The sequence below is a fragment of the Pseudochelatococcus contaminans genome, from assembly GCF_014195635.1.
Classification (GTDB): Bacteria; Pseudomonadota; Alphaproteobacteria; order Rhizobiales; family Beijerinckiaceae; genus Pseudochelatococcus; species Pseudochelatococcus contaminans.
This window is the reverse complement of record NZ_JACICC010000001.1, coordinates 42217-67947: the sequence shown is the minus strand read 5'-3', so window position 1 is coordinate 67947 and position 25731 is coordinate 42217. Positions and strand designations below refer to the sequence as shown.

Annotated in this window: 21 protein-coding genes and 1 tRNA gene; 17 read left to right on the top strand and 5 right to left on the bottom strand. The window is 60.4% G+C overall.

Annotation, left to right across the window (positions count from 1 at the left end):
- Positions 1-25 precede the first annotated feature (25 nt).
- From flhA to FHS81_RS00240, 16 genes are all read left to right on the top strand, one after another.
- Positions 26-2116, top strand: a complete 2091-nt coding sequence (gene flhA, locus FHS81_RS00315; RefSeq protein ID WP_183750058.1) for a flagellar biosynthesis protein FlhA — start codon at positions 26-28, stop codon at positions 2114-2116.
- A gap of 5 nt (positions 2117-2121) precedes the next feature.
- Complete coding sequence (locus FHS81_RS00310) at positions 2122-2871, top strand: flagellar biosynthetic protein FliR (RefSeq protein WP_343052404.1); 750 nt, start codon at positions 2122-2124, stop codon at positions 2869-2871.
- Positions 2872-2877: 6 nt separating this feature from the next.
- The gene (locus tag FHS81_RS00305) at positions 2878-3276 is read left to right on the top strand and encodes a hypothetical protein (protein ID WP_183750056.1); all 399 of its coding nucleotides are present in this window, start codon (positions 2878-2880) and stop codon (positions 3274-3276) included.
- A 73-nt stretch (positions 3277-3349) separates the two neighbouring features.
- Positions 3350-3904, top strand: coding sequence for a rod-binding protein (locus tag FHS81_RS00300; protein ID WP_183750055.1), 555 nt, complete (start codon positions 3350-3352; stop codon positions 3902-3904).
- Between the two features lie 27 nt (positions 3905-3931).
- Positions 3932-4360, top strand: a complete 429-nt coding sequence (locus FHS81_RS00295) for a hypothetical protein (RefSeq protein WP_183750054.1) — start codon at positions 3932-3934, stop codon at positions 4358-4360.
- The gene (locus FHS81_RS00290; protein WP_183750053.1) at positions 4357-4809 is read left to right on the top strand and encodes a hypothetical protein; all 453 of its coding nucleotides are present in this window, start codon (positions 4357-4359) and stop codon (positions 4807-4809) included. The genes FHS81_RS00295 and FHS81_RS00290 overlap by 4 nt, the downstream gene beginning before the upstream one ends.
- 119 nt (positions 4810-4928) lie before the next feature.
- A complete protein-coding gene (locus FHS81_RS00285; RefSeq protein ID WP_183750052.1) occupies positions 4929-7724 on the top strand; it encodes a hybrid sensor histidine kinase/response regulator in 2796 nt (931 codons plus the stop codon).
- Complete coding sequence (locus FHS81_RS00280; protein ID WP_183750051.1) at positions 7721-8197, top strand: chemotaxis protein CheW; 477 nt, start codon at positions 7721-7723, stop codon at positions 8195-8197. The genes FHS81_RS00285 and FHS81_RS00280 overlap by 4 nt, the downstream gene beginning before the upstream one ends.
- A 79-nt stretch (positions 8198-8276) precedes the next feature.
- A complete protein-coding gene (gene cheB / locus FHS81_RS00275; protein WP_281374393.1) occupies positions 8277-9500 on the top strand; it encodes a chemotaxis-specific protein-glutamate methyltransferase CheB in 1224 nt (407 codons plus the stop codon).
- A complete protein-coding gene (locus tag FHS81_RS00270) occupies positions 9497-10366 on the top strand; it encodes a CheR family methyltransferase (protein ID WP_183750050.1) in 870 nt (289 codons plus the stop codon). The genes cheB and FHS81_RS00270 overlap by 4 nt, the downstream gene beginning before the upstream one ends.
- A 240-nt stretch (positions 10367-10606) precedes the next feature.
- Positions 10607-11977, top strand: coding sequence for an MBOAT family O-acyltransferase (locus tag FHS81_RS00265; RefSeq protein ID WP_183750049.1), 1371 nt, complete (start codon positions 10607-10609; stop codon positions 11975-11977).
- 69 nt (positions 11978-12046) lie between these two features.
- Positions 12047-13093 (top strand): hypothetical protein, encoded by a 1047-nt coding sequence (locus FHS81_RS00260; RefSeq protein WP_183750048.1) that lies wholly within the window; start codon positions 12047-12049, stop codon positions 13091-13093.
- Between the two features lie 122 nt (positions 13094-13215).
- Positions 13216-14388 (top strand): phosphoserine transaminase, encoded by a 1173-nt coding sequence (locus FHS81_RS00255; RefSeq protein WP_183750047.1) that lies wholly within the window; start codon positions 13216-13218, stop codon positions 14386-14388.
- A 123-nt stretch (positions 14389-14511) separates the two neighbouring features.
- Positions 14512-16095, top strand: a complete 1584-nt coding sequence (serA, locus tag FHS81_RS00250; protein ID WP_183750046.1) for a phosphoglycerate dehydrogenase — start codon at positions 14512-14514, stop codon at positions 16093-16095.
- A gap of 150 nt (positions 16096-16245) precedes the next feature.
- Positions 16246-17538, top strand: coding sequence for an adenylosuccinate synthase (locus tag FHS81_RS00245; RefSeq protein WP_183750045.1), 1293 nt, complete (start codon positions 16246-16248; stop codon positions 17536-17538).
- Between the two features lie 67 nt (positions 17539-17605).
- Positions 17606-18826 carry a hypothetical protein gene (locus FHS81_RS00240; RefSeq protein ID WP_183750044.1) on the top strand — a complete coding sequence of 407 codons (1221 nt, stop codon included), beginning with the start codon at positions 17606-17608 and terminating at the stop codon, positions 18824-18826.
- A gap of 84 nt (positions 18827-18910) precedes the next feature.
- Here FHS81_RS00240 and rpoH read toward each other — a convergent pair whose 3' ends face one another.
- Positions 18911-19825, bottom strand: a complete 915-nt coding sequence (rpoH, locus tag FHS81_RS00235) for an RNA polymerase sigma factor RpoH (RefSeq protein WP_183750043.1) — start codon at positions 19823-19825, stop codon at positions 18911-18913.
- Positions 19826-20257: 432 nt separating this feature from the next.
- Complete coding sequence (locus FHS81_RS00230; protein ID WP_210281488.1) at positions 20258-21283, bottom strand: RluA family pseudouridine synthase; 1026 nt, start codon at positions 21281-21283, stop codon at positions 20258-20260.
- 217 nt (positions 21284-21500) lie between these two features.
- Between FHS81_RS00230 and FHS81_RS00225 the strand changes: the two genes are divergently transcribed.
- A tRNA-Glu gene (locus FHS81_RS00225) sits at positions 21501-21576 on the top strand.
- 65 nt (positions 21577-21641) lie between these two features.
- Here FHS81_RS00225 and FHS81_RS19330 read toward each other — a convergent pair.
- The 3 genes from FHS81_RS19330 to FHS81_RS00210 all read right to left on the bottom strand — a co-directional run bounded on the left by FHS81_RS19330 (position 21642) and on the right by FHS81_RS00210 (position 25333).
- A complete protein-coding gene (locus tag FHS81_RS19330; protein ID WP_428982422.1) occupies positions 21642-21953 on the bottom strand; it encodes a transposase in 312 nt (103 codons plus the stop codon).
- Positions 21954-22038: 85 nt separating this feature from the next.
- Positions 22039-22296 carry a transposase gene (locus FHS81_RS19325; RefSeq protein WP_183750042.1) on the bottom strand — a complete coding sequence of 86 codons (258 nt, stop codon included), beginning with the start codon at positions 22294-22296 and terminating at the stop codon, positions 22039-22041.
- Positions 22297-22375: 79 nt separating this feature from the next.
- Entirely contained in the window at positions 22376-25333 is a 2958-nt protein-coding gene (locus FHS81_RS00210; protein ID WP_210281487.1) for a glycosyltransferase family 2 protein, read from the bottom strand.
- Positions 25334-25731: the final 398 nt, after the last annotated feature.

Below are 25731 nucleotides of genomic sequence, written 5' to 3'. Positions count from 1 at the left end.
CGGAATATTGCGTCGATGGGGCCTCATGGCTGAACTGTTCGTCAACAGCTTGAACGCGAGCCAGGGCAAGAAGGGGCGTGATGTCTCCTTCGCGATCGGCATCGTCGCGATCCTGCTCATTCTGTTCCTGCCGGTGCCGCCGTTCCTGATCGATATCGGGCTGGCGCTGTCCATCGCGCTGTCGGTGCTGATCCTGATGGTGGCGTTGTGGATTCAGAAACCGCTTGAGTTTTCAGCCTTTCCAACCGTGCTGCTGATCGCCACCATCCTGCGGCTGGCGCTGGGTATCGCCACGACACGCCTCATTCTGGCGGACGGCGACAAGGGCGTGACGGCAGCGGGGTACATCATTCACGGGTTCTCGCAATTCGTGATGAGCGGCGATTTCGTCATCGGCCTCGTGGTGTTCCTGATCCTCATCACCGTGAACTTTCTCGTCATCACCAAGGGCGCGACACGTATCGCCGAGGTGGGCGCGCGCTTCACGCTCGATGCCATTCCCGGCAAGCAGATGGCTATCGACGCCGATCTTTCGGCGGGCATGATCGACGACAAGGAAGCGCAGCGCCGCCGCCGGGAACTGGAAGAGGAAAGCTCCTTCTTCGGCTCCATGGACGGTGCATCCAAGTTCGTGCGCGGCGAGGCGGTGGCCAGCCTGATCATCACCGCCGTCAATATCTTCGGCGGTATCATCATCGGCGTCACCCGCCACGGCATGCCTCTGTCGCAGGCCGCGGACATCTACACCAAGCTGACCGTGGGCGATGGTCTGGTGTCGCAGATTCCGGCGCTGATCGTGTCGCTGGCCGCCGGCCTTCTGGTCTCGAAAGGCGGCACGCAGGGCTCCGCCGAGCAGGCGGTGCTCGGCCAGCTCAGCGCTTATCCGAAGGCGCTGTTCGTGGCCGCCGGGCTGATGGCCCTGATGGGCGTGACGCCCGGTTTGCCGTTCCTGCCGTTCGCGACGCTGGCCGGCATCATGGCCTTCGTGGGCTACATCATTCCCAAGCGCCGGGCCGAGCAGCAGGCGCGTGACGATATCGAAGCGCAGAACAAGAAGGCGCTGGAGAAGGTCGATACGCGTGAGGCCATCCGCGAAACCATGAAGACGGCGGAGATCGAACTGTGCATGGGCCGTCAGCTTTCCGTGCGGCTGAAGGCCAATCAGGGCGAATTGATCCATCGCGTGTCGAAGATGCGCCGCAAGTTCGCGCAGCAATACGGTTTCATCGTTCCCGAGATCAAGCTGACGGATAGCCTCGCGACACCGCCGAAGGCTTACCAGATCAAGATCCACGGCACGATCGTCACCACACAGGAGTTGCGGCTGAACGACTTCATGGTCATCATCGGCGACGGCCGCAAGCCGGACATCGAGGGCGATGAAGTGCTCGAACCGGCGTTCGGCATGCGGGCGCTGTGGCTGAACGAAATCTACCTCAACGATGCCAAGCGCATGGGCCTTGCCCCCATCGACAGCCTGTCCGTGCTGCTGACGCATCTTGGCGAGATCATCCGGAACAATCTGCCGCTGCTGCTGTCCTACAAGGACATGCGGCAACTGCTGGGGCAGCTCGATCCGGAGTACAGGCGCCTGATCGACGATATCTGCCCGGCGCACATCTCCTATTCCGGTTTGCAGGCGGTGCTGAAGCTGCTGCTGGCCGAACGTGTGTCGATCCGCAATCTCAACCTCATTCTGGAGGCCGTCGCGGAAATCATCCCGCACGTGCGCAAGACGGAGCAGATCGTCGAGCACGTCCGGCTGCGCATCGCCCAGCAGATCTGCGGCGACCTGTCGGATGAGGGCGTGCTGCGCGTGCTCAGGCTCGGCAATCGCTGGGATCTGGTCTTCCATCAGAGCATCAGGCGCGATCAGCGCGGCGAGGTTGTGGAACTCGACATCGATCCCAAGCTGGTCGAGGAGTTCATCACCGAGGCGGCGGCGACGATCCGCAAGCATCTGGGCGCTGGCAAGGCTTTCGTATTGGTGACTGCACCGGATGCACGCCCCTATGTCCGCATGATCGTCGAGCGGATGTTTCCCGCGCTGGCTGTGCTCTCCCACGTCGAGATCGCGCGCGGGACGGAGATCGAGAATCTCGGAGCCATCTCTTGATTCCCGTGCTGGCGTCGGATGCCGTGATCGGCGCCATGTTGTTGATGTGCCGCGTCGGCGGATGCTTCATGCTGATGCCGGGGTTGTCCAATGCCTCCATCCCCGTGAATATCCGCCTCTACGCCGCCATCGCGGTGACGCTGACCATGTATCCGCTGCTGTTCGACACGGTTGCGCCCGCCTTTCGCGGGCAGTCGTTTTCGTTCCTGCTTCTGCTGGTGATCTCGGAAGTGCTGTCGGGCATCTGGATCGGGTTTCTGGGCCGGCTGATGTTTCTGGCGCTCGAAACCCTTGCGGTGCTGATCGCGATGGCGCTGAACCTCAGCAACCCCTCGGGCGTGTCCTTCGACCAGATGGAGGCTCTACCGCCGGTGGGCGCGATCATCTCGCTGTCGGCTGCCATGCTGGTGTTCGCCGCCGATCTGCATTGGGAAATCCTGCGGGCGGTGAAGGCGTCTTACGCCAACATGCCGCCCGGACTGCTGTTTCAGTCGCGGTTGTCACTGGTCGGCATCGCGGATCAGTTGTCCAGTTCGTTTCTGGTGGCGCTGCGCATCAGCTCGCCAATCATCATCTATTCCGTCATCATCAACTTCGCCATCGGCCTGATGAACAAGTTCACACCGCAGATACAGGTGTACTTCATCTCGATTCCCTTCGTCATCGCCGGCGGAATTATCCTGTTTTATTTTCTGGTTCAGGAAATGCTCGGGGAGTTCATCCGGCAGTTTTCACGCTGGCTGATTTACGGGTGACGCGTCATGGGTGACCGGCTGAAGAAGATAGAGCGCGTTGTCGAGGTGCAGCGCCAGCTCAAGCGGTTGACCGAGTGGAAGCTGGCGCTGTTGCGCCGTGACGAAGCTGGCCTGCGCAATGCGCAGCAGCAGCTCATCGGCCAGCTCAATGACGGATCGGTGCATCACGGGCTGTTCGTGGGCGCGATGTCCCGCCGCCTCTCGCGCCTTTCCAGCGAGGAGGAGGCCTTGCGCGAAACCGGCAAGGCCTTGCAGGCGCGGATCGTGGATGAGTCCATGCGCCTCAAACGCACGGAGAGGCTGGCGCAGAACATGGCCCGCGACGCGGAAGCGCACAGCGAGCGCGTCGGCCTTGAACGCATCGTCGAGGCCGGGGTGGCGAGGAAAGACGACAGCCTCGCGTAAGGTCGGGCATCTACCATGCAGCAAATCCGCCGCCAGAAAGCGTGGCCGACCAGAGTTGCCGGAGTGAAGTGTCATGGCTGTCGCCTTGCCTGCCGACATAGTGATGGACGTTGCGCGCGCCGCCGATCCCGCCCGTTTCAAGGTGGCGGTGAACCGGCTTGAGAGCGGTGGAGATTACGCCGCCGTGGCGCGCGACGTGGCGCTTGCCTTCGCCGCTGACGATACCGCCGGTTTCTTCGAGGGCGCTGGCCATGTGCGCCAGCCCTTCGACGCCGGACAAGCCGTGTTGCGCCTCGGAGACCGCAGCGGGGCCGGCGGCGTCAAGGGCAGCCCTTACGAGCAGTTCGAGGCGCTGACGTTGCAGAAATTCGTCGAGGCCATGCTGCCGAAGGAAAGCACGGCCGTATTCGGCAAGGGGTTTGCCGGTGAAACCTGGAAGTCGTTTCTGGCCGAGCAGATGGCGGCGGAGCTTGCCCGCTCCGGCGGCATCGGCATCGCGCGCATGATCGAGCAGGCTCATCCAGACGATCGACAAGCACGCGCGGCCTCTGAAGCATTGAGTTCCGCGAACAATATCGATGACGGCCTGGCGGTGACCAGCGGACTTGCGTCCGCAGGCGTGGCCTGATCGGCGCGGGTAAGGGTGATGAACGGCATGAGCGAGGAAGCGGCCATCGATGGCGGAGCGGCGAAACCCGCGCGGCGTGGCGGGAGCACACGCCTTACGCTGGACCAGATGTTCGGGCGGCTGGATGTCATTCTCGATGCCGAGCGCGAGGCGCTGGAACAGGGACGGCTCGACGAGCTGGACGACATCTCGCGCCGCAAAAGCCAGTGCCTGCTTGATCTGACGCGTCTTTCCAAGGCGCTGGACGGGCGCAAGCTCTTCATCGAGGAGGGCAGCGAGGCGATCATGCAGGAGGCGGCGCGGATCAGGACGAAATTGGCCGATAGCGAGACAATGCTCAAACGCTATGTCGAGGCCGCGCATGAAATCGCGGCGCTTGTCGCGGAGGGGCTGCGCGCGTCGGAATCCGATGGCACATATGCGGAAGCGGGTCCGTTTGGAAGGTACGGACGATGATCCGTCTCATGTTCGTCGGCTTGTGGGTGTGCGCCGTGACGCTGATTTCCAGCTATAGCGTTGCCCAGTGGTCGTCCAGTCTTCCGGCCGAGGAGCCGCAGTCGGCATATTTCGAAGGGCTCGAATACCGCAAGGTGCGGGCCATCAACGTGCCTGTGGTCACCGATAACGAGGTTAAGGGCTACGTTGTCGCGCAGTTCGTCTACACGGCGGACGCGCGCACCCTGCGCGAGTTGTCGATTCCGCCCGAATCGCTGGTTGTCGATCGCGCGTTCCGGCTGATCTACGACGATACGGATCGCCAGTTCGATGGCGTCAACAAGAAGAACCTCGACAAGCTGACAACGGAAATCAAAACGTCGGTCAACGGGGTTTTCGGCGCGGAGATCGTCAAGGACGTGCTGATCGAGGAACTCAATTACATCGACAAGAGGGACATCCTCAAATGATGCAGCGCCGCGCGGGTCCGGAAGGGTTCTGGCCGTGCGCGTGCCGTCGCCGGATGTTTCAAGGCGGGTGTTTCGGGATTGCCTTTCACCAGAGGCGGATCTTTTCATAAGAGGCGGATATGGATGACCTGCTGCAAGAGTTCCTGACGGAAACCAACGAGAGTCTCGATCTCGTGGACACGGAGCTTGTCAAGTTCGAGCGTGATCCACACAACGCCGATATTCTGAGCAGTATTTTCCGCATCGTCCACACCATCAAGGGCACCAGCGGGTTTCTCGGGCTCGCCCGGCTGGGGGCTGTCGCCCACGCCGGGGAAACGCTGATGGGGCGTTTTCGCGATGGCGCGCCGGTGCTGCCGGGCTCCGTCGATCTGGTGATGCGCGCGATCGATCGCATCAAGGGCATCGTCCACGATCTGGAAAACAACGACGGTATAGAGCCGGAGGAAGACGACAGCGAAATCATTGCCGCGCTGGAGGAAATGGCCGAAAAGGTCGCGCAGGCGGCCAAGGCTCCCCCTGTGGACGAGCAGGCGAGCGAGCCTGAAATCGTGCCGGAGGACGAGCCGCAGGGCAGTGCCGCGCAGGCGAATGCCGCCGCTGACGATGAACTCGATGAGCTTGAGCGCCTGTTCCGGGATACGCCCGTCGATCCCCGCCCGTCCGCCAGCGCCACAACGCCTCCTGAGGCAGCCGCCAAGGCAGAAACGCCGAAGGCTGGGTCAGACGCGGCGCATCCGGGCAAGGAGACGGCACCCGTCGCGCCTCCTGCAACGAAACCGGCTGGCGGTGTGCCGGCGCGCGCCGAGCAGCCGCTGGCTTCCCGTGAGACGCCGTCCCAGCATGGCGAGGATGCCGCCGGGGGTGGCCGGGGTGGGCCGGGCCAGTCGATCCGCGTGAACGTGGATACGCTCGAACAGCTGATGACCATGGTGTCCGAACTGGTGCTCACCCGCAACCAGTTGCTGGACCTGATGCGCCGGCACGAGGAATCGGAATTCAAGGTGCCGCTGCAGCGCCTGTCGCAGGTCACAGGCGAGTTGCAGGATGCGGTCATGAAGACGCGCATGCAGCCCATCGGTAATGCCTGGCAGAAGCTGCCGCGCATCCTGCGCGATCTGTCGCGTGATCTGGGCAAGCCAATCGACCTGCAAATGCACGGTGCGGATACGGAACTCGACCGGCAGGTTCTGGAAATGATCCGCGACCCGCTGACCCACATGATCCGCAACTCCGCCGACCACGGTCTGGAATCGCCCGCCGATCGGGTGAAGGCTGGCAAGCGCGAGGTCGGCACGGTGCGGCTTTCGGCCTACCATGAGGGTGGCCATATCATCATCGAGGTCAGCGACGACGGGCGCGGCCTCAACACCGCCCGCATCCGCGAAAAGGCGATCCGCAACGGGCTCGTGTCCGAGGTGGAGGCGGAGAAGCTGTCGGACTCGCAGGTCCATGCCTTCATCTTCCACGCCGGTTTTTCCACCGCGGAAGCCGTGACGAGCGTATCCGGCCGCGGTGTCGGCATGGACGTGGTGCGCACCAACATCGAGCTGATCGGCGGATCGGTCAACGTGGTGTCGCGCGCGGGGCAGGGGTCCACCTTCCTCATCAAGATCCCGCTGACGCTGGCCATCGTTTCGGCGCTTATCGTGGAATCGGGCGGGGAGCGTTTCGCCATTCCGCAGCTTGCGGTGGTGGAGCTTGTACGGGTGCAGAAGGGCAGCGAGCACCGCATCGAGCGCTTCAAGGAAGCGCCGGTGCTGCGTTTGCGCGACAAGCTGCTGCCGATTGTCTATCTGGATCAGCTTCTGGGCATTGGTACGCAAACCGACAGCGCGGGCGAGAGCTTCGTGGCGGTGATGCAGGTGGGCAATCGCACGTTCGGCATCGGTGTCGACAACGTGCTGCACACCGAGGAAATCGTGATCAAACCGGTGTCGTCCATCCTGCGGCATGTGTCGATGTTCTCGGGCACGACCATCCTCGGCGATGGCAGTGTCATCATGATCATCGACCCCAACAGCATGGCGCAGGCGATGGCGGCGGGCCTCACGTCCAACACCACGCACGACGACGTGCCGGAGGCCATCGCGGCATCCGCCGAGGCAAACACCTCGCTGATCGTGTTCCGCGTCGGATCGTCGGAGCCGAAGGCCGTGCCGCTGTCGCTCATCACCCGGCTGGAAGTGGTGGACGCGGACCGCATCGAGCGCGTGACGGGACACGATCTGGTGCAATATCGCGGCTCGCTGATGCCTCTGATCTACTTCGACGAAGCCTCGCGCCAGAGCACGCGCAAGGAACGCCCGCTGCTGGTGTTCACGGATCAGGGCAAGGCCATCGGCTTCGCGGTGGACGAGATCATCGACATCGTCGACGAGGAGTTCTCCATCGAGTTCGACTCCGGCGGGCCGGGCATCGTGGGCACGGCGGTAATCCGGGGCAAGGCGACGGAGATTCTCGACATCGGGCATTTTCTGCCGTCCGGCTTCTCGCTCATCGCAAGCCAGCGCACGCCCGCCGCGCCGAACCAGCCGCAGATACTGTTCGTGGACGACAGCGCGCTGTTCCGCAACATGCTGACGCCCTCCCTGCGAGAGGCAGGCTACGACGTAACGGTATGCGGCAGCGTGGCGGAAGCCTGGCAGCATTTGAACGCCGGCACGATTTTCAACGTCGTGGTCAGCGACATCGATATGCCGGAAGTCGATGGCTACACCTTCGTTGAACAGTTACGCGCCAACCCTGCCACCGTCGACTGGCCGGTGATCGCGCTGTCCGGCCTCGGTACGCCGGAGGCCATCGAGCGCGGACGCATCGCCGGGTTCACGGATTACATCGCCAAGTTCGACAAGGCCGGTTTGCTGGCGGCGCTGGAAGAATTCACCGCAAGATATATGAAAGCTGAGTCATGAGCATGCAACTCGCAGCGGCGCGCAATGACGGACAGGTGCAGTTCGTGACGATCCGCATCGCCGGGCAGTTGTTCGGATTGCCGATCTGGGCCGTTCACGATGTCTTCGTGCCACAGCGCGTCACCCCGGTCCCGCTGTCTCCGTCGGAGATCGACGGCGTGCTCAACCTGCGCGGACGCATCGTCACCGCCATCAACATGCGCCTGCGCCTCGGTTTTCAGCCGCGCGGGGAAGACGAGCAATCCATCGCGGTTGGGGTGGACTATCACGGTGAGAGCTTCGGGCTGCTGGTGGACGAAGTCGGCGAGGTGCTGACGCTGGACACCACCCGCCTCGCGGCCCGCCCGCCGAACCTCGATCCGCGCTGGAATACCATGACGGACGGCGTGTTCTCGCTCGATGCCGAACTGATGGCGGTGCTCGATGTCGAGGCGGTTCTGGCGAATATCAGGGAGGATCAGACCTCGAGCTGACGCATGAAGGGGCGCAACACTTCGGACAGATGGCGGAACGTGGCGCGACGAGAGAGTGTCGGCATTTCGGGGGATGACCATGTCTGGCAAGCCAGATGATATCAGGGTGATGTTGGTTGACGATTCAGCGGTCATCCGTGGGCTGACCGCGCGTTGGCTGGGTGAAACGCCGGGCGTGAAGGTGGTGGCCGTCCATGCCAACGGCAGGGTTGCCGTGGAGGACGTCGAGGCGTCGAAGCCGGATGTCGTGGTGCTCGACATCGAGATGCCGGAGATGGATGGCCTCACCGCCTTGCCGTTGCTGCTCCAGCGCCGGCCGGGGGTGATGGTGCTGGTGTCATCCACGTTGTCGCGGCAGGGGGCGGAAACCAGTCTGCGCTGCCTCACGCTCGGCGCTGCCCATTGCATCGCCAAGCCCGGCGGCAGCGGCCGCATCGCCAGCGCCGACGATTATCGGCGGGAACTGGTTGATCTTGTGCTTCAGTTGGGGAGCAAGGCGGCCCGCCGCCATTCGCGGTCTGCATCGTCCTCCTCGCCGTCGTCGTATACGTCCTCAACCGCCGCGAGAGCGCCGGGCCGTGCGGCAACGTCGGAACTGGCGAAGGCCGAGATATCGCCACGGGTCACCACTTTCATGGAGCGCCTGCGGGAAATCAAACCCGCGACTTCGCCCTCACCGTCACACAACGGGCCGGCGCTTCGGCCTTTTTCCCGCGTGCCGCCGCGCGTTCTGGCGCTGGGCAGTTCCACCGGCGGCCCGCAGGCCCTCGTGCAGGTGCTGAAAACCTGCAAGGATATGCTGGTGCGGGTACCCGTGCTCATCACGCAGCACATGCCGCCGACATTCACCGCCCTGCTGGCCGAACAGCTTGGCCGCGCCACCGGCCTGCCGGCGGCCGAGGGGCAGGACGGCGAGGAAATCGTCGCCGGCCGCATCTATGTCGCTCCGGGCGGGTTGCATCTCATCGTTGAAAAGGATGACCGCGCGGTTGTGACGCGGCTGCGGGACACCCCGCCCGAACATTTCTGCCGTCCGGCGGTCGACCCGATGTTTCGCTCCGTCGCACAGGTTTTCGGCGCGGCGAGTCTCGGGGTGGTGCTGACGGGCATGGGCAACGACGGCGGCCTCGGGGCCAGCGCCATCAGTAATTGCGGCGGCAGCATCCTGATTCAGGATGAAGAAACGAGTGTTGTCTGGGGTATGCCGGGCGCGGTGCGGGCGGCGGGCGCCGCCGCGGCCGTGCTGCCGCTGGACCGGATCGGCGTGAAAATTGCAGAACTCTTGCGCGAGGCAGGCCGATGAACGAAGATGATTTTGCCTTTGTCGGACGGCTCGTGAAGGAAAAGTCCGGCCTCGTCCTGCCTGGCGACAAGCAGTATCTCGTCGAGAGCCGTCTGTCTCCGCTGGCGCGTGAAACCGGATGCCGGGACCTTGGCGAACTGATCGCACGCTTGCGGCGGCCGGATGCACTGGCGCTGCGCGAGACGGTGGTCGAGGCGATGACCACGAACGAGTCGCTGTTCTTTCGCGACAAGGTGCCCTTCGAGCACTTCGCCGGCGTGATGATGCCGTATCTGCTGACCGAGCGGGCAGCGAGCCGGCATATCCGCATCTGGTGCGCCGCCGCCTCCACCGGGCAGGAGCCATATTCACTGGCGATGAGCCTGCTGGAGATGGGGCCGCGTGTGGCTGGCTGGCGCATCGAAATCATTGGCACCGACATTTCGACGCAAGCGCTCGATCGCGCCCGGAATGGCTTCTACTCGCAGTTCGAGGTCCAGAGGGGGCTGCCCCAGCAGATGCTGGCGAAATATTTCACGCAGAGAGCCGGGGACTATGGCGAGATGTGGGAAATCGCGCCGCAGGTCCGTTCGATGGTAACGTACAGGAAGTACAATCTGCTTGACCCGTTCGCGTCGCTCGGCCAGTTCGATATCGTGTTCTGCCGCAATGTCCTGATCTATTTCGATCCTCAGACGAAGGCCGATGTGCTGGAGCGAGTCGCCCGTCAGCTTGCGCCGGATGGTTTCATGATGCTTGGCGCGGCGGAAACCGTTGTGGGCTTGACGGAAGCTTTCCACTCGGAGGCCGGACGCCGGGGACTGTTCCGCCTGTCGTCTCATGTTGACGGCCGAAAGGACACCTTCCGGTCCGGCGGCATGGCCTGACATCGCGAAGGGATTGCCCCGCACTCCCGCCATTCTGACGGAAACATGATCGGTTTCCGTCGGAAAGCAGGCTTTATTCCAAACGATATATCGCCTATGGAGAGATTCGGAACGCCTGACGAAATCTAGCAGGTGGGCCGGCCGGACGGGCTCATGGCAGGATGAAGGCGACGTCCGTTCATCCCGGTCACAGGGTTTCGTCCGCACCTCAGATCCGGATTCTTTTCAACAAGCCTGCGCATGCTCTTCAATTCCTTCGCCTTCCTGCTCGTGTTCCTGCCGTGCGCGCTCATCCTGCATTTTGCAGCGGAGCGATTTGCACCCCAATGGCGGCTGCCGCTTCTGGCGGTGCTTTCATTCGCGTTCTACGGCTATTGGGACTGGCGCTTTTTGCCGCTGCTCATGATTTCCATCCTCGTGAACTGGTGGATAGCCAGGGCGTTCGGGCATTGGGGGCGGCGGGAGTTGATCTGGTCCGCCATCGTCGTCAACCTCATCGTGCTGGGCGTCTTCAAATATGCCGATTTCGGCATCGGTTTGGCGTTGCAGGTGACGGGCACGGCTCTCACACCGCTGGAACTGGCGCTGCCGCTTGGCATCTCGTTCTTCACGTTCCATCACATCATGTACCTGACGGACCTGAAGGCCGGGCGCGCGCCGCAAATAGGGCTTTTGCGCTACACGCTTTACATCACCTTCTTCCCGCAGGTGCTGGCCGGGCCGCTTGTGCGCTGGAGCGAGGTGCTGCACCAGTTCGACGAGCGTCCATACCAGCGCTCGGACGCGGCGGAACGCTTCGCGCGCGGGCTGGTGCTGCTCACCATCGGCCTTGCCAAAAAGGTGTTTATCGGCGACCCGCTGTCGGTCTACGTCAATCCGGCCTATGAGGCCGCCGCCGCCGGTGCCGTGAGCACGACCGCGGCATGGCAGGCCACGCTTGCGTTTCCGTTCCAGATCTATTTCGACTTTTCCGGCTATACGGATATGGCGCTGGGCATCGCGCTGCTGTTCGGCGTCGTGCTGCCGCAAAACTTCGAAACACCATTCCGCGCCGTGTCGCTGCAGGACTTCTGGCGCCGCTGGCACATGACGCTGTCCCGCTTCCTGCGCGATTACCTCTACATCGGCATGGGCGGCAACCGGCACGGACTGGCCGTGCAGCTTTTTGCGACGTTCATGACCATGACTCTTGCGGGACTATGGCACGGTGCGGGCCTGACCTTTGTTGTATGGGGCATGATGCACGGCGTTGGTCTGGCGGTGGGGGCTGTGTGGCGCAAAACAGGTGTGCCGATACCGCCGTTCATCGGCTGGGTGCTGACCTTCAGCTTTCTGGCGCTCACCTTCATCCTGTTCCGCGCGCCCACCTTCGAAGTGGCCAGCACGATGTTCGAAGCGCTGTTCGGCTCCGATATCGCGGGAGAGCGGTTCAGATGGCGCACCATCGCGCTGGCGGCGGCGGTCGCGCTGCTCGGCCCGACGGCATGGACCTTTACCCAGCGGCTGCCGCCATCGCGCTGGGTTGCCGTGCTCACGGCCATCGTTTTCGTGGTGATCCTGTTCAAGATTGGCGACGATGCCAACTATGAGTTCATCTACTTCCAGTTCTGACATCCGGCGCTGACATCATTGAAGATCAGATCCAGAAAGCCATCAACGACGCTTTATGAGTGACCTGACATGAGCGAAACGAAGCAAGACAGTGTGCAAGTTAACGCCGTGGCCGACACCGGCCGGCGCTGGCGCGCTTTTGCCGTGACGCTTCTGGTGACGGTGGTCGTGCTGCTGCCGTGCCTGATGCTGGCGCTCTACATCATCGACCCCTACAACTCCGGGCGTATGACGGTGCTCGACACGCCGGGCGTGCGCGCGCAAGGCACGCGCACCGAGCACGCGAATCGCGCGCGCGATCCCGACTTCGATTCCATCATCATCGGCAACTCGCGCATGCAGGCGCTGAATCCGGAACGGCTGACGGAGCTGACAGGCGCGCGCTTCGCCTCCCTGACCGTGCCCGGCACGCGCCCCAAGGAGCAGCTCACGCTGATCGACTGGTTCCTGCGCCATCGCAGCACGCCGCCCGCCGTTCTGGCCATCGGCACGGATATCTTCTGGTGTCACGGGCCGGACAAGGCGTTCTCGACCGTCAACCCGTTTCCGTTCTGGCTCTATGAGCAGGATACCCTCGCATATCTGGGTGGTCTGGTGCGCTTCAATGTGCTGCAGGAAGGCGTGCGGCGTGTCCAGTACGCCATCGGCCAGCGCGACCGCGCCCGGCCGGACGGTTATTGGGATTACGACCCCATCTACGAGTCGCAGGGCTTCGAGACGGAGGAAAAACGCGCGGTTCTGATGCAGTACAAGCCCGAGGACGTGGTGAACGAAACCGGGGAGTTCCCCGCCATCGACGCGCTTGCCGACGTGCTGGCCTCTTTGCCGGCGGAAACCGTCGTCGCCCTTGTGGTGCCGCCAGCCTTCGTCACCGGCCAGCCGCGCGAGAACACCCCGGAAAGGCGCACCGAACAGGCCTGCCAAAGCCGGCTGGCGGCGCTGGCGCAGACGCGGCCACGCACCTTCGTCATCTCCTGGGACGGCGCCCTGCCGGAAACCGAGGATCCGGATCTCTACTTCGATCAAATTCACTACAAGGGCAAGCTCGCCCGCGTGCTGGAAGAGCAGATCGCGGCCCGCATCAGGCCGCTTCTTGGCACGGTGAACGGCGCCTGAAACGGCGGCTGTGATTGAAAATACCGACGCGGCGGCTTGCGCGCGGGCGGCGACTGCTGTATCTCCATTCGCGGGACACTTCCCCCCAACGGGAAGCGCCCATCTGTGAGGATGGATACAATATGACAGATATCGCAAAGCCCACCACGCGGCCCGCAAACCCCGCGTTTTCGTCCGGCCCGACGGCAAAACGCCCCGGCTGGAATCTCGATGCGCTGAAAGACGCGGCGCTTGGCCGCTCGCACCGCGCGAAGATCGGCAAGGCCAAGCTCAAGCAGGCCATCGATCTCACCCGTGAAATTCTGAACGTTCCCGAAGACTACCGGATCGGCATCCTGCCCGGTTCCGACACCGGCGCGGTCGAGGCCATTCTGTGGTCGGCGCTCGGCGCACGTGGTGTGGACCTGCTGGCGTGGGAATCCTTCGGCGAAGGCTGGGTCACGGATGTCGTCAAGCAGCTCAAGCTCGATGATGCGCGCGTCATCAGCGCCCCGTATGGCGAACTGCCCGATCTGGCACAGGTGGATGCGAAGACCCGCGACGTTGTGCTGACGTGGAACGGCACCACCTCCGGCGTCAAAGTTCCGAATGCGGACTGGGTTCCGGATGACCGCGAGGGCCTGATCATCAACGACGCCACGTCCGCCGCGTTCGCGCAGCCGCTGGACTGGAAGAAGTTCGATGTCGTCACCTTCTCGTGGCAGAAGGTGCTGGGCGGTGAAGGCGCGCATGGCGTTGTCATCCTGTCCCCGCGTGCGGTGGAGCGGCTTGAAACGTACAAGCCCGCATGGCCGCTGCCGAAGATTTTCCGTCTCACCAAGGGCGGCAAGCTGATCGAGGGCATTTTCGTCGGCGAGACCATTAACACGCCGTCGATGCTCGCGACCGAAGATTACATCGATGCGCTGGAGTGGGCGAAGTCGGTCGGCGGGCTGGACGGCCTGATCGCCCGCGCCGATGCCAACGCCAAGACGCTGTACGATTGGGCGGAGCGGACCCCGTGGGTTGCGCCGCTGGCCAAGGATCCTGCAACGCGCTCCAATACCTCGGTGACGTTCTCCATCGTCGATCCCGAAGTGGTGGCCAAGGGGCCGGAGGCTGTCGCCGCCGTCGCCAAGGGCATCGTTTCGACGCTCGATAAGGAAGGCGCAGCCTATGACATCGGTGCGTATCGCGATGCGCCGGCCGGCCTACGCATCTGGGCGGGCGCGACCGTTGAGCGTTCTGATCTCGAAGCGCTGACGGCGTGGCTCGACTGGGCTTTCGCCACCGAGAAGGCGAAGCTCGCCGGCTGATCCGGCTGGCTGCTTGACAGCAGACACCATATCGCAAGGCCCGGTCGTTCCGGGCCTTCACCACCCCTTACGATGAGTGCGGGTGTGAAAGGCTCTGCCCGCCCGCCTGAAAGGCTGACCGCCATGACCGCTCCCAAGGTGCTTATTTCCGACAAGTTGTCCGAAGCCGCCGTCCAGATTTTCCGCGACAGCGGCGTCGATGTGGATTTCCGTCCCGGTATCGACAAGGACGAACTCGAACAGATCATCGGCAACTACGATGGCCTCGCTATCCGTTCCGCTACCAAGGTGACGGCGAAGTTGCTGGAGAAGGCAACCCGCCTCAAGGTGATCGGCCGCGCCGGTATCGGCGTCGACAACGTCGACGTGCCGGCAGCTACGGCGCGCGGCATCATCGTGATGAACACGCCTTTCGGTAACTCCATCACCACGGCGGAACACGCCATTGCGCTGACGTTCGCGCTGGCGCGCGAGATCCCCGCCGCGGATGCCTCGACTCAGGCCGGTAAGTGGGAAAAGAACCGCTTCATGGGCGTTGAGCTGACGGGCAAGACCTTCGGCATCATCGGTTGCGGCAACATCGGCTCCATCGTTGCCGAGCGCGCTGTCGGTCTGCGCATGAAGGTTATCGCGTACGATCCCTTCCTGTCACCGGAGCGTGCGCGCGATCTTGGCGTGGAGAAGGTGGAGCTTGAAGATCTGCTCGCCCGCGCCGATTTCATCACTCTGCACACGCCGCTGACCGAAAAGACGAAAAACATCCTGTCGGCAGAGAATCTTGCCAAAACCAAGAAGGGTGTGCGCATCGTCAACTGCGCTCGTGGCGGTCTTGTGGACGAAGTGGCGCTGCGCGCCGCCCTTGACAGCGGCCATGTCGCAGGCGCAGCCTTTGACGTGTTCACGGTTGAGCCGGCGAAGGAAAACCCGCTGTTCGGCCACCCGAATGTCGTCGCCACGCCGCATCTTGGCGCTGCCACCACGGAAGCGCAGGAGAACGTCGCCTTGCAGGTGGCTGAACAGATCTCCGATTACCTGTTGCGCGGCGCGATTACCAACGCGATCAATTTCCCGTCCATCACCGCCGAGGAAGCGCCCAAGCTGCGGCCGTTCGTGGAACTGGCAGAGAAGCTCGGTTCGTTCGCCGGCCAGTTGACCGAGGGCGGATTGAAGTCCGTTCGCATCACCTATGAAGGCTCCGTGGCCCAGCTCAAGGTCAAGGCGTTGACGTCTGCTGCCGTCGCCGGTCTGCTGCGCCCGATCCTGCAGGACGTAAACGTCGTTTCCGCACCGGCAATCGCACGGGAGCGCGGGATCGTGATCGAGGAGACGACGCGCGAAGCTGAGGGCGATTATGACGCACTCATCACGCTGACCGTCACCACGGACGACTACGAGCGCTCCATCGTCGGCACGGTGTTCGCGGATGGCAAACCGCGCATCGTCGGCATCAAGGGCATCAAGGTCGACGCGGAATTCGCGCCGTCGATGATCTACGTGTCGAACGAAGACAAGCCTGGCTTTATCGGCCGTTTCGCGACGGTTCTGGGCGATGCGGGCATCAATATCGCCACATTCGCCCTCGGTCGTGATGCGGAAGGCGGCTCGGCTGTGGCGCTGGTGCAGGTGGATGGCAAGGTGCCGCAGGCGGTGCTCGATGGCGTGCATGCCATTCCGGGTGTGAAGCACGCGCACCAGTTGACGTTCTGAACCGGGATCGTCTGCCGGGGGGTTGACCTGCGGCGTGCGATCTTTCATGACAGATGTGAGAGCCCCGGCGGTAGAGAGCTTTCTCTTGCGCCGGGGTTTGCTTTGCTGGCGAGCCTCGCGGCTCGCGAGGGATTGAATGCGAGGCGGAAAATGGCGAATGTCGTCGTGGTCGGCGCCCAGTGGGGCGATGAGGGCAAGGGCAAGATTGTCGACTGGTTGTCGGAACAGGCCGACGTGGTCGTCCGGTTTCAGGGCGGGCACAATGCCGGCCATACGCTTGTTATCGGCGGCGAAACCTACAAGCTGTCGCTGCTGCCGTCGGGCGTTGTGCGTCCGGGCAAGCGTGGCATCATCGGCAATGGTGTCGTGCTCGATCCACAGGCCCTCGTCGACGAGATCGAACGGCTTGCCGCGCAGGGTGTGACCATTACAGCAGACAATCTCGGCATCGCCGAAAACGTCTCACTGATTCTTCCTTTGCATCGCGAGCTGGATTCGCTGCGCGAAAACTCCAATGCCGGCACGCGCATCGGCACGACGCGGCGGGGCATTGGCCCGGCCTATGAGGACAAGGCCGGCCGTCGCGCCATCCGCCTTGCCGATCTTGCCGACCCCGAGTCGTTGCCCGGCAAGGTCGAGCGGTTGCTGTCGCATCACAATGCCCTGCGGCGCGGTTTCGGTCTGCCGGAATATGACGCCGCAACCATTGTCAGCGAGCTGCTGGCTCTTGCGCCGAAAGTTCTGCCTTACATCGACACGACTTGGCGCACGCTCGATGCAGACCGTCGTGCTGGCCGGCGCATTCTCTTTGAAGGCGCGCAGGGCGCGCTTCTCGATGTCGATCATGGCACATATCCGTTCGTCACCTCTTCTCATACGGTTGCGGGGCAGGCGGCGGCGGGTTCCGGCCTTGGGCCGGGCGCTATTGGTTACGTGCTCGGTATTGCAAAGGCTTACACGACGCGCGTCGGCGAAGGCCCGTTCCCGACCGAGCTGTTCGACGAAACAGGCGAACTGATCGGCCAGCGCGGACGCGAGTTCGGCGTGGTTACGGGTCGCAAGCGCCGTTGCGGCTGGTTTGACGCAACCCTCGTGCGGCAGACTGTCAGCACGTCGGGCATCAACGGCATTGCTCTGACGAAACTCGATATTCTGGATGGTTTCGAGGAGCTGAAGATCGGTGTCGGCTATGAACTGGATGGCCAGATCATCGATTACCTGCCTGCGAATCAGGCGCTTCAGGCACGTGTGAAGCCGGTGTATGAGACCATCAAGGGTTGGTCCGCATCGACTGCCGGAGCGCGTTCCTGGGCTGACCTGCCGGCGGAGGCCATAAAATATGTGCGTCGTATCGAGGAATTGATCGGCGCGCCCGTGGCGCTGCTTTCAACAAGCCCCGAGCGTGACGATACTATCCTCGTCCATAATCCGTTCGAAGGCTGAGGGCGGTTCCCTGAAGGCCGGGGACCGCAGCGTCGTTAATCGATGAGGCCGCCCGGGAGGCGGTTGGGTGCTGATGACTGATCTGTATGACTTGCTGAACCGGGCCATCGATAGCCAGCCGGATACTCCCGAAGCGCGGCTTGCGGTCTACAATCATATTCGTGGCCTTTACACGCGCCGGCGTCAGGAGATCGATCCGGCGCTGCCGCCCGCCGAGGCGCAGGAAGAACACGCGCGGCTCGTGCGTGAGCAAGCCGCGCTGGAAACTGTTATCGCCCGGATCGAGGCCGAGCGGACCGGCGTATCACCCTCCAGCGAGGAGTTGCTGTCGTTCGATCGCTTCGCCGCGTCCGAAGCGCCGCCAGCACCCGAAACCGAGGATGAGCAGCAGCCCGTTCTTGCGCAATCAGGTGATGGGGGCCGCGGACGCCCCCGCGTAGCCGCCCGCCGGCAGCCACGTGAAGGATCGGCGTCAAGGCGCGCCATCGCGCTTGCCGCGATTGCCGTTGTGCTTGCCGGTATTGGTGTTGTGGCATGGTGGCTCCGGGCCGATGTGCCCGATCCGGAAACAATCGGAAGCGAGGTCGTTGCCGAGGCGCCGCAGGAGAGCACGGCCAAGATCACGGACCGTGTCGATGGTTCGCCCCCGGAGGATACGCCAGCCGAGCAGCCTGTGGAGCCGGCGCCATCGAACGGTTCCTCGACCAATACGGCCCAGCAGGCATCGCCGGCATCCGGCGTTTCGGATGAGTCCGGAACGCTTGCGCAGCGCGCATTCCTGTTTGAACTCGACGAACAAAATCCCGAACAGCCGAAAATTGGCTCCGGTCAAGTCGTATGGCGTTTGGAGGGTGAGGGATCTCCCGATGCCGTGCTCCATGCCGACGTGACCCTGCCGGAGGCCGGGCTGTCCTTCACGGTCGCTATTCGCCCTAACAGCGACGAGACTTTGCCGGCATCGCATACGATCGATGTGAATTTCACCAATGCGACGGATAGACCCGAGCGTGTGGTGCGCGATCTTGCAATTCCCCAGCTTCGGATTGATCGTGAGCCGCGAGGCGTCCCATTGTCCGGCCTGCCGATTCCGGTTGCTGATAATATCTTCCTGATCGGGCTTTCCAGCTTGCCGGCAGATATTGAACGGAATTACACGCTATTGCGTGAACGCGATTGGGTTGATCTGCCAGTACGCTTTACAAATGGAAATCTTGGCACAGTGACGTTTGCAAAGGGATCAGCTGGTCGCCAGGCCATTTCCGATGCGATCGATAGCTGGCGGCGCTAGATCAGGCGCATGCATGAAAAAAGCCCCTCGGCGCGCAGCGTCGGGGGGCTTTTAATTTAAAGCTTTTCATTGGCAATCTTTAGATCATAGCGCCGTCTGATCAGTAATGGCCCTGGCTGCCCGCGGGTTCTCGATTTGCGCCAGTCCATGCTTGACGGCTTCCTGAATCTTCTCGAATGCGCGAACCTCGATCTGGCGCACGCGCTCCCTCGATACACCGAATTCTCCCGAAAGCTCTTCCAACGTAATGGGGTCTTCGCGCAAGCGACGGGCTTCGAAAATGCGACGCTCGCGATCATTGAGAACGTTGAGAGCTTCACGCAAGGCTGTGAGGCGGTTGCTGCCTTCTTCCTCATCAACAAGGGCCGATTCCTGGTCGATCCCATTGTCGACAAGCCAGTCCTGCCATTCGCCCTCGCCATCCTGCCGCAGGGGCGAGTTCAAAGATGAGTCGCCCCCAAGGCGGCGATTCATATCGATGACGTCCTGCTCCGGAACGCCGAGCTTTGTGGCAATCGTCTTGACGTGCTCGGGATGCAGATCGCCTTCTTCATAGGCGGAAATCTGTCCCTTGGCCTTACGCAGATTGAAAAACAGCTTTTTCTGATTGGCCGTCGTGCCCATCTTTACGAGCGACCACGACCGCAGGATGTATTCCTGAATCGCGGCCTTGATCCACCACATGGCATAAGTGGCAAGGCGAAAGCCTTTGTCGGGCTCAAACCGCTTGACCGCCTGCATGAGGCCGACATTGCCCTCGGACACCACCTCCGCGATCGGCAGGCCATAACCCCTATAACCCATCGCGATTTTAGCCACGAGGCGCAGGTGAGAGGTGACAAGTTTATGCGCTGCCTGCCTGTCTCCATGCTCTTTCCACCGCTTGGCGAGCATGAACTCTTCCTGCGGCTCCAGCATGGGGAAACGGCGTATTTCACTGAGGTATCGATTGAGGCCGTTTTCGCTGGCCAGAGTCGGTAAAGCCGATGACGCGCTCATGATGTCTCCTCTCAGATCCCCCTTGCAGGCAGATCACTCGGTCGCCTGAAGGCCAGCCGGTTCCTGAGTATACCGCGATAACGAGCCTGCGGGGAAGATGCCGGACATGACGGTATCGTCATGTTTGCGCCAGCCTTGCCATCAATGGCCGCATGCAGCACCAACTTTGCAGCAGGCGTTCTCCGTGTTGCTCTGCATTCAGGTTTAGTCTTTGGGTTGGGCGCAAGTCACAATGCAACAGAGTCAAGAACATCCGAAAGCCTATTAATAAACTACAGTGCTATTGCGTTCCAAAGATGTCCAAATTTCAGCAGCGCGCCTATTTATAATGCACGCAGCGACGTTATGGTTTCTGACCGCGTTGGTAATTCTCGTAATCAGACTATGCCCTGTCCACCGCAGTCGTCGGTGCGGCCGCACACGCGGCACGTACTATCCCCGCAACGCGTCGATAAGCTCCTGCATTGGGTCGGGCAGGGGGCTTTCGAACCGCATTTCCTCATCATTGGCGGGGTGCGCGAAGCCGAGCAGAGTGGCGTGCAAAGCTTGCCGGCCTAGACGTGCAAGCGCTGTTTGCGCCGTTTCGCCCAGATGCCCCTCCTTGCTGCGGAAACCGCTACCATAGAGCGGGTCGCCGAGCAGCGGGTGCCCCTTGTGCGCAAGATGGACGCGAATCTGGTGCGTGCGCCCTGTTTCCAACTCGCATCGCACCAGGCTGGCAAGCGGCTCTCCACCCGGTGAAACGAAGCTCTCCTCCGAGCGGTAATGGGTAATGGCCTCGCGGCCCCGCCCCCGCGCGACGACGGCGATCTTTTCACGGTTATGCGTCATCCGCTCCAACGGCGCGTCGATTGTGCCGGTGCGCGGCAGCGGAACTCCCCAACATACGGCCAGGTAGGCCCGCTCCAGCGGCCCCGTACGGCCATGGTCCGCGAACTGCGCAGCAAGCGTCCTATGGGCGCGGTCTGTTTTCGCAACGACCATCACGCCAGAGGTGTCCTTGTCGAGCCGGTGAACAATGCCGGGCCGGCGCACGCCGCCGATGCCGGACAGGCTGTCGCCGCAATGGGCGAGCAGCGCATTGACCAGCGTGCCGTTCGGCGAACCCGGCGCGGGATGCACGACGATGCCGGCCGGCTTATCGATGACGATCAGCCACTCATCCTCGTAAATGACTTTCAGTGGTATATTCTCGGGCTGCGGCGCAGCGGGCTCCGGTGGAGGAACGAGAATACCGAGTGCTGCGCCCGCGTCAACGCGTGCTTTGGGATCGCCGATGGCCAGTCCGTCAACCGTCACGGCGCCACCGCGAATCAGCTGTTGCAGCCTGCTACGCGACAGCCCCGTATCGCCGGCTATCTCAGCCAATATCTTGTCGAGCCGCCCGCCGGATGAGTCTTCCGGGACGGTAAAGACCAGCCAGTCATCCTGAATGTCATCGTCGTTGAATGTACTCAATGAAACCTCTCCGCGCGGGTCCGCGCCCTGCCAGATCCCGGCTGATCAAATCTGCGATGTGTATCATAGGACTTGGTCCCTAGATGGGTCGGAACTTTGATACAACTCTGGTTCATAGCAGCGCCGGATGCCGGCGTCCCGACTTGAAACAAAATAATTTGCAGCTTAGGCTTGCATTGCCGGCATATAGTCGGTATACGAGCATTCTACTCGGCAGGCTCCCATCGTCTAGCGGTCTAGGACGTCGCCCTCTCACGGCGAAAACAGGGGTTCGAGTCCCCTTGGGAGCGCCAATATCTCTATAAATCAATGGTTTTGTGACAGACTCGTTTCAGGGCTCATTGATTGATGGAGAAGGTTACGGCTGCTGCGATGCGCCTCCAGTTGTTGAGTATGCAAAGCATATTCTCGATCCTGTGGCGCTGGCGATAACGTATGCTGTCGTAAGATAGCGGCTGCTTCGGGTTCTATTTGACGGAATGCACGGTTCAATGCCCCTTTCGATGAGGGCTTGTCTGAACCAGTTGCTGTCGTAGCCTTTGTCGGCGATCGGGTTGACCGCAGGTGGCATAACGTCGAGCATGAGGCGGGCGCCCTTGTGGTCGCTCATCTGGCCTTCACTCAGGAGCAGGACGAGCGGTCGCCCCTTCTCGTCGCAGACAGCATGCAGCTTCGAGTTCAGTCTGCCTTTGGTTCGCCCGATACGACGGGGAACATCCCCTTTTTAAGAAGGCTCGCTGCTGTACGGTGGGCCTTCAGATGCGTGGCATCGATCTTGATGCGTTCAGGTTTGGGCCTTCACCGGCGAGGCTGGCGAAGATGCGGTCGAACACGCCCAACCAGCTCCAGCGCATAAAGCGGTTGTAGAGCGTCTTGTGCGGACCGTAGTCCTTCGGCGCATCCTTCCACTGCAAACCGTTCCTGATCACGTAGACGATGCCACTGACCACGCGCCGGTCATCGACGCGCGCAACACCATGCGGCAGCGGGAAAAAACTGCATATCCGCCCCATCTAATTAAATTTTTTATATTTACAATGTTACATGCCATTCTGCTATAAATATTGCAGAATGGCATGTAACGCTTTCTATTTAATTTTTTCGGAAACTTAGCGCGTCGACATCAAAATTAATGTTCTGAAAAGGGTCGCTCGCCAACTTTTTACCCCATCTTTCGAGCATCCATCTTGCTTCCCGAGCAAAGCGTGCGCGCTTCTCTTCCGTTATATCTAAACCACGCGATACAGATTCCAAGTGGAAGAGTTCGACGAAAGGTGTCCATAATACGCGATAGCCGGCATCGCGAACACGCAGGCATAGGTCTACGTCATTGAAAGCAACTTTTAAGTTGACTTCATCAAGACCACCCACCTCATCATACACCGATTTGCGGATTGCCAGGCAAGCGCCCGTGACGGCGCTGAGATCGCGTGTCAACCCATATTGTCCATAGTAGCCAATATCCATCCTGGAACGCAGATGGCCGAAATGGCCGGCAACGCCAGGACCTTCCTCAAACGAACCGGCTCCAAGCTTCACACCAGCATGCTGTACGCGCCCGTCTGCATATAGTAGCTTTGCTCCTACTATTCCAACGTCATCGCGTGTGATGAGGCTGACCATTTCCGATAGCCAGTCCGAATGAATGACTTGTGTATCATTATTCAGCAGAAGCAAAATCTCTCCATTAGCCATCCTCGCAGCTGCATTGTTCAAGGCGGAATAATTGAATTCTCCACCTATTGGAATTATTTGTATGCGGTCATTTTTCTGATAACGTTCCAGTAAATCATGAGTTCTCTGCTCTACGCTATCGTTATCTATAATCAAGATCTCAAATTGAGTATAAGATGTTTGATGAAGTAACCCTTCAACGCAATTTTCAAGCAGATCAGAACGGTCGCGGGTAGGGATGATAATACTTACAAGCGGCGGAGGGCTTGGAGTATCCCATTTCACACGACTCCATGATGGTACGAACGGATTGGCCTCCACCACTGCTTTTCTGCCATTGTTTCGTCCCGTGGCGCTCGTGCGGTCAAGAGCTTCCTGGACGGCTTTTCTTGCTGCTGATACGCATTTGTCAAGTTGGGATTGAGAAAATGACGAGCCCGCACGTTCTTGCCGCCAGTGATAGAGAATCGCTGGAATATGCAATACTTTGTCCGGCCCGGAATATTCCACGGCACGAAGAGCGAGGTCATAATCTTGACTGCCTTCGTATCCTTCACGAAACCCGCCTATCTCTTCAATAATTCGCCGACGATAAACTCCAAAGTGGTTAATCAGATTGTGTCCTAATAGCAAATCATAACTGAAGTCGGGCTTGAAATAAGGATCGTAACGCCGGCCGAATTCATCTATTTTATCCTCGTCAGAATAAATAATATCGGCGGAAGGGTTTTTATTAAGTGCAACAGCAACTTCGTAGAGAGCACGTTCCGAGAGAATATCATCATGATCTAAGAGACCAACAAATTCTCCAGTTGCTAAAGTGAGTGCAGAGTTACTGGCTGCACATATATGGCCATTTTTTTCACGTTTCAGCCATTTGATGCGAGTATCAGCCGACGAAAACTCCTTGAGCATCTTCTCTATATAAGGCACACTTGACGCATCATCTGCTATACATAACTCCCAGTAAGGGTATAATTGCGATTGAACAGATGTTATCATCGAGCGTAATGCTAATTCTGATGTATTGTAGGCTGGAACTACAATTGAAATGAACGGTTTATATTCAAGGTTTCTAATATCTTCTAATATTTTCGAGCGATCTGATGCCGTTAAGCTATCATGAGCTGCAATCCACTCATTGTATGAATTGCTGCTTCCAGAAACAATTATATTGTTGGAGGCTGCGTCTGTCACATTTTCATTATGACTTGTTACGGTACCGCTCAAAAATTTTATATCACCGTCCAGTGACGTTCGGACTGCGCGTCGAGCACGCAGGAAACGCAGTCGTTCTGGCATGCGGTGCGGCGTTATTGTCCACCATGCTGCTTTGGCAGCGCGCCGTGCGTTGCGCCGTATGCCTGTGGGTATCCACCTCAGAGACCTGCGTAAAGGTTCACCTGCTCTCCAGAACGTGCTGCTTTCTATAAGTGATAGTCGTTCTGTCAGCGCTATACAAACTGCGGATTGCTGCTCCAACTGTCTATGAATAGTGACGAGTTTGGCGGCAGCCTCCTCTCGTTCGGATGTCAGCTCATTCCTTAAAGTCAGGATTGCCGCCCCCCGCTCTGCAATGGTGAGGCGCAACTCGTTGCCAGCTTCGATCTGAATCTGCTGTTCAGCAATTATGTCGCGCAGATGCGCGGTCTCATTTTCCAGCTGCGCTCCGTGGGTGCGGGACTGTTCGAGTGCCGTTTTTAAATGTTCGGCCTCATGCTGTAATTGATTGGCGCGGTGATCGATGCGATGGAGTTCGGAGTGCAAATGATTGTTATGGGCGCTACGTGACACTGCCGAGCCAAGGGCGGAATATGTGGCACGAACCGCCGCTGCCTCCTCAGGCCCGCTGGCGAAAAGGGTGCGCAGTCCTTCTGGAAGGTCAGCGCCGACGCCTAGTACGCCCAACCCATGGCAGTGGAAAAACTCGAAAGACGGATACTGTGTGGAAAGCTCGCGCCATAGCTTCCATACTCCGAAATCCCGCTCCCGTACGTTTGTGTCGTGAAACAGAACCACGGCGCGGTCTGAAAGTTTCGGCTGCCAGGTTGTAAAATCCTCGAGAACATCGTCATAGCCGTGGCGACCATCGATATGCAGCAAGTCGATTTCATTATCCGGGAAATAAGGTAAAGCTTGATCGAAGCGCGACCTCATGAGCTGAGAGAAGCTTTTATAATGCTCTTCATTGATAGCATTGACTGTTGCAAACACCTCTTCGCCATAAAACCCTGCATGCTCATCGCCTTCCCACGTATCAACTGCATAGCAGCGGGTCGGCAACCGGAGTTGTTGTACAGCCTGGCAAAATGAGAAATAGGAAAAGCCGGTGTGCGTGCCAAGTTCGACCAGCAATTGCGGACGTAGCGTTTCCATGAGCCAGAATGCGAACGGCGCATGCTCCAGCCACGCTGACGTCGGAATATGTTGCGGATGCAGGAAAGAAGATTGCGTCAGTGAGTGCATGATGTCGAACAATCGTTCAGTGGGTCGGAAGGGGAAATGAAACGATGTTGTAATCGTTTGACGAAAACGTATTGGAGCACACAACGTGAGTGGGGGAGCTGAACCCCGTCATTGCCAACCTGATGTGCATGGCTTAAATCCCGCGCCTGTCTCCAACCGATTTGACGGAGGCATGCCATATATTCCATGTGAAATCACGACATAATTGGCAAAAATGGCATATTTGCCCATAAAATTTGGATATTGTGTCATTTATGGCTTAATTTGCAATCTTTAGTGGCAGATGTGAAATTTTTATCAGGATATCC

What these genes read in the sequence shown, in the direction of transcription:
- flhA (WP_183750058.1), top strand. Translation starts at nt 26, where the DNA reads ATGGCTGAACTGTTCGTCAACAGCTTGAACGCGAGCCAGGGCAAGAAG.
- FHS81_RS00305 (WP_183750056.1), top strand. Translation starts at nt 2,878, where the DNA reads ATGGGTGACCGGCTGAAGAAGATAGAGCGCGTTGTCGAGGTGCAGCGC.
- FHS81_RS00300 (WP_183750055.1), top strand. Translation starts at nt 3,350, where the DNA reads ATGGCTGTCGCCTTGCCTGCCGACATAGTGATGGACGTTGCGCGCGCC.
- FHS81_RS00295 (WP_183750054.1), top strand. Translation starts at nt 3,932, where the DNA reads ATGAGCGAGGAAGCGGCCATCGATGGCGGAGCGGCGAAACCCGCGCGG.
- FHS81_RS00290 (WP_183750053.1), top strand. Translation starts at nt 4,357, where the DNA reads ATGATCCGTCTCATGTTCGTCGGCTTGTGGGTGTGCGCCGTGACGCTG.
- FHS81_RS00285 (WP_183750052.1), top strand. Translation starts at nt 4,929, where the DNA reads ATGGATGACCTGCTGCAAGAGTTCCTGACGGAAACCAACGAGAGTCTC.
- FHS81_RS00280 (WP_183750051.1), top strand. Translation starts at nt 7,721, where the DNA reads ATGAGCATGCAACTCGCAGCGGCGCGCAATGACGGACAGGTGCAGTTC.
- cheB (WP_281374393.1), top strand. Translation starts at nt 8,277, where the DNA reads ATGTCTGGCAAGCCAGATGATATCAGGGTGATGTTGGTTGACGATTCA.
- FHS81_RS00270 (WP_183750050.1), top strand. Translation starts at nt 9,497, where the DNA reads ATGAACGAAGATGATTTTGCCTTTGTCGGACGGCTCGTGAAGGAAAAG.
- FHS81_RS00265 (WP_183750049.1), top strand. Translation starts at nt 10,607, where the DNA reads ATGCTCTTCAATTCCTTCGCCTTCCTGCTCGTGTTCCTGCCGTGCGCG.
- FHS81_RS00260 (WP_183750048.1), top strand. Translation starts at nt 12,047, where the DNA reads ATGAGCGAAACGAAGCAAGACAGTGTGCAAGTTAACGCCGTGGCCGAC.
- FHS81_RS00255 (WP_183750047.1), top strand. Translation starts at nt 13,216, where the DNA reads ATGACAGATATCGCAAAGCCCACCACGCGGCCCGCAAACCCCGCGTTT.
- serA (WP_183750046.1), top strand. Translation starts at nt 14,512, where the DNA reads ATGACCGCTCCCAAGGTGCTTATTTCCGACAAGTTGTCCGAAGCCGCC.
- FHS81_RS00245 (WP_183750045.1), top strand. Translation starts at nt 16,246, where the DNA reads ATGGCGAATGTCGTCGTGGTCGGCGCCCAGTGGGGCGATGAGGGCAAG.
- rpoH (WP_183750043.1), bottom strand. Translation starts at nt 19,825, where the DNA reads ATGAGCGCGTCATCGGCTTTACCGACTCTGGCCAGCGAAAACGGCCTC.
- FHS81_RS19325 (WP_183750042.1), bottom strand. Translation starts at nt 22,296, where the DNA reads ATGGGGCGGATATGCAGTTTTTTCCCGCTGCCGCATGGTGTTGCGCGC.
- FHS81_RS00210 (WP_210281487.1), bottom strand. Translation starts at nt 25,333, where the DNA reads ATGGAAACGCTACGTCCGCAATTGCTGGTCGAACTTGGCACGCACACC.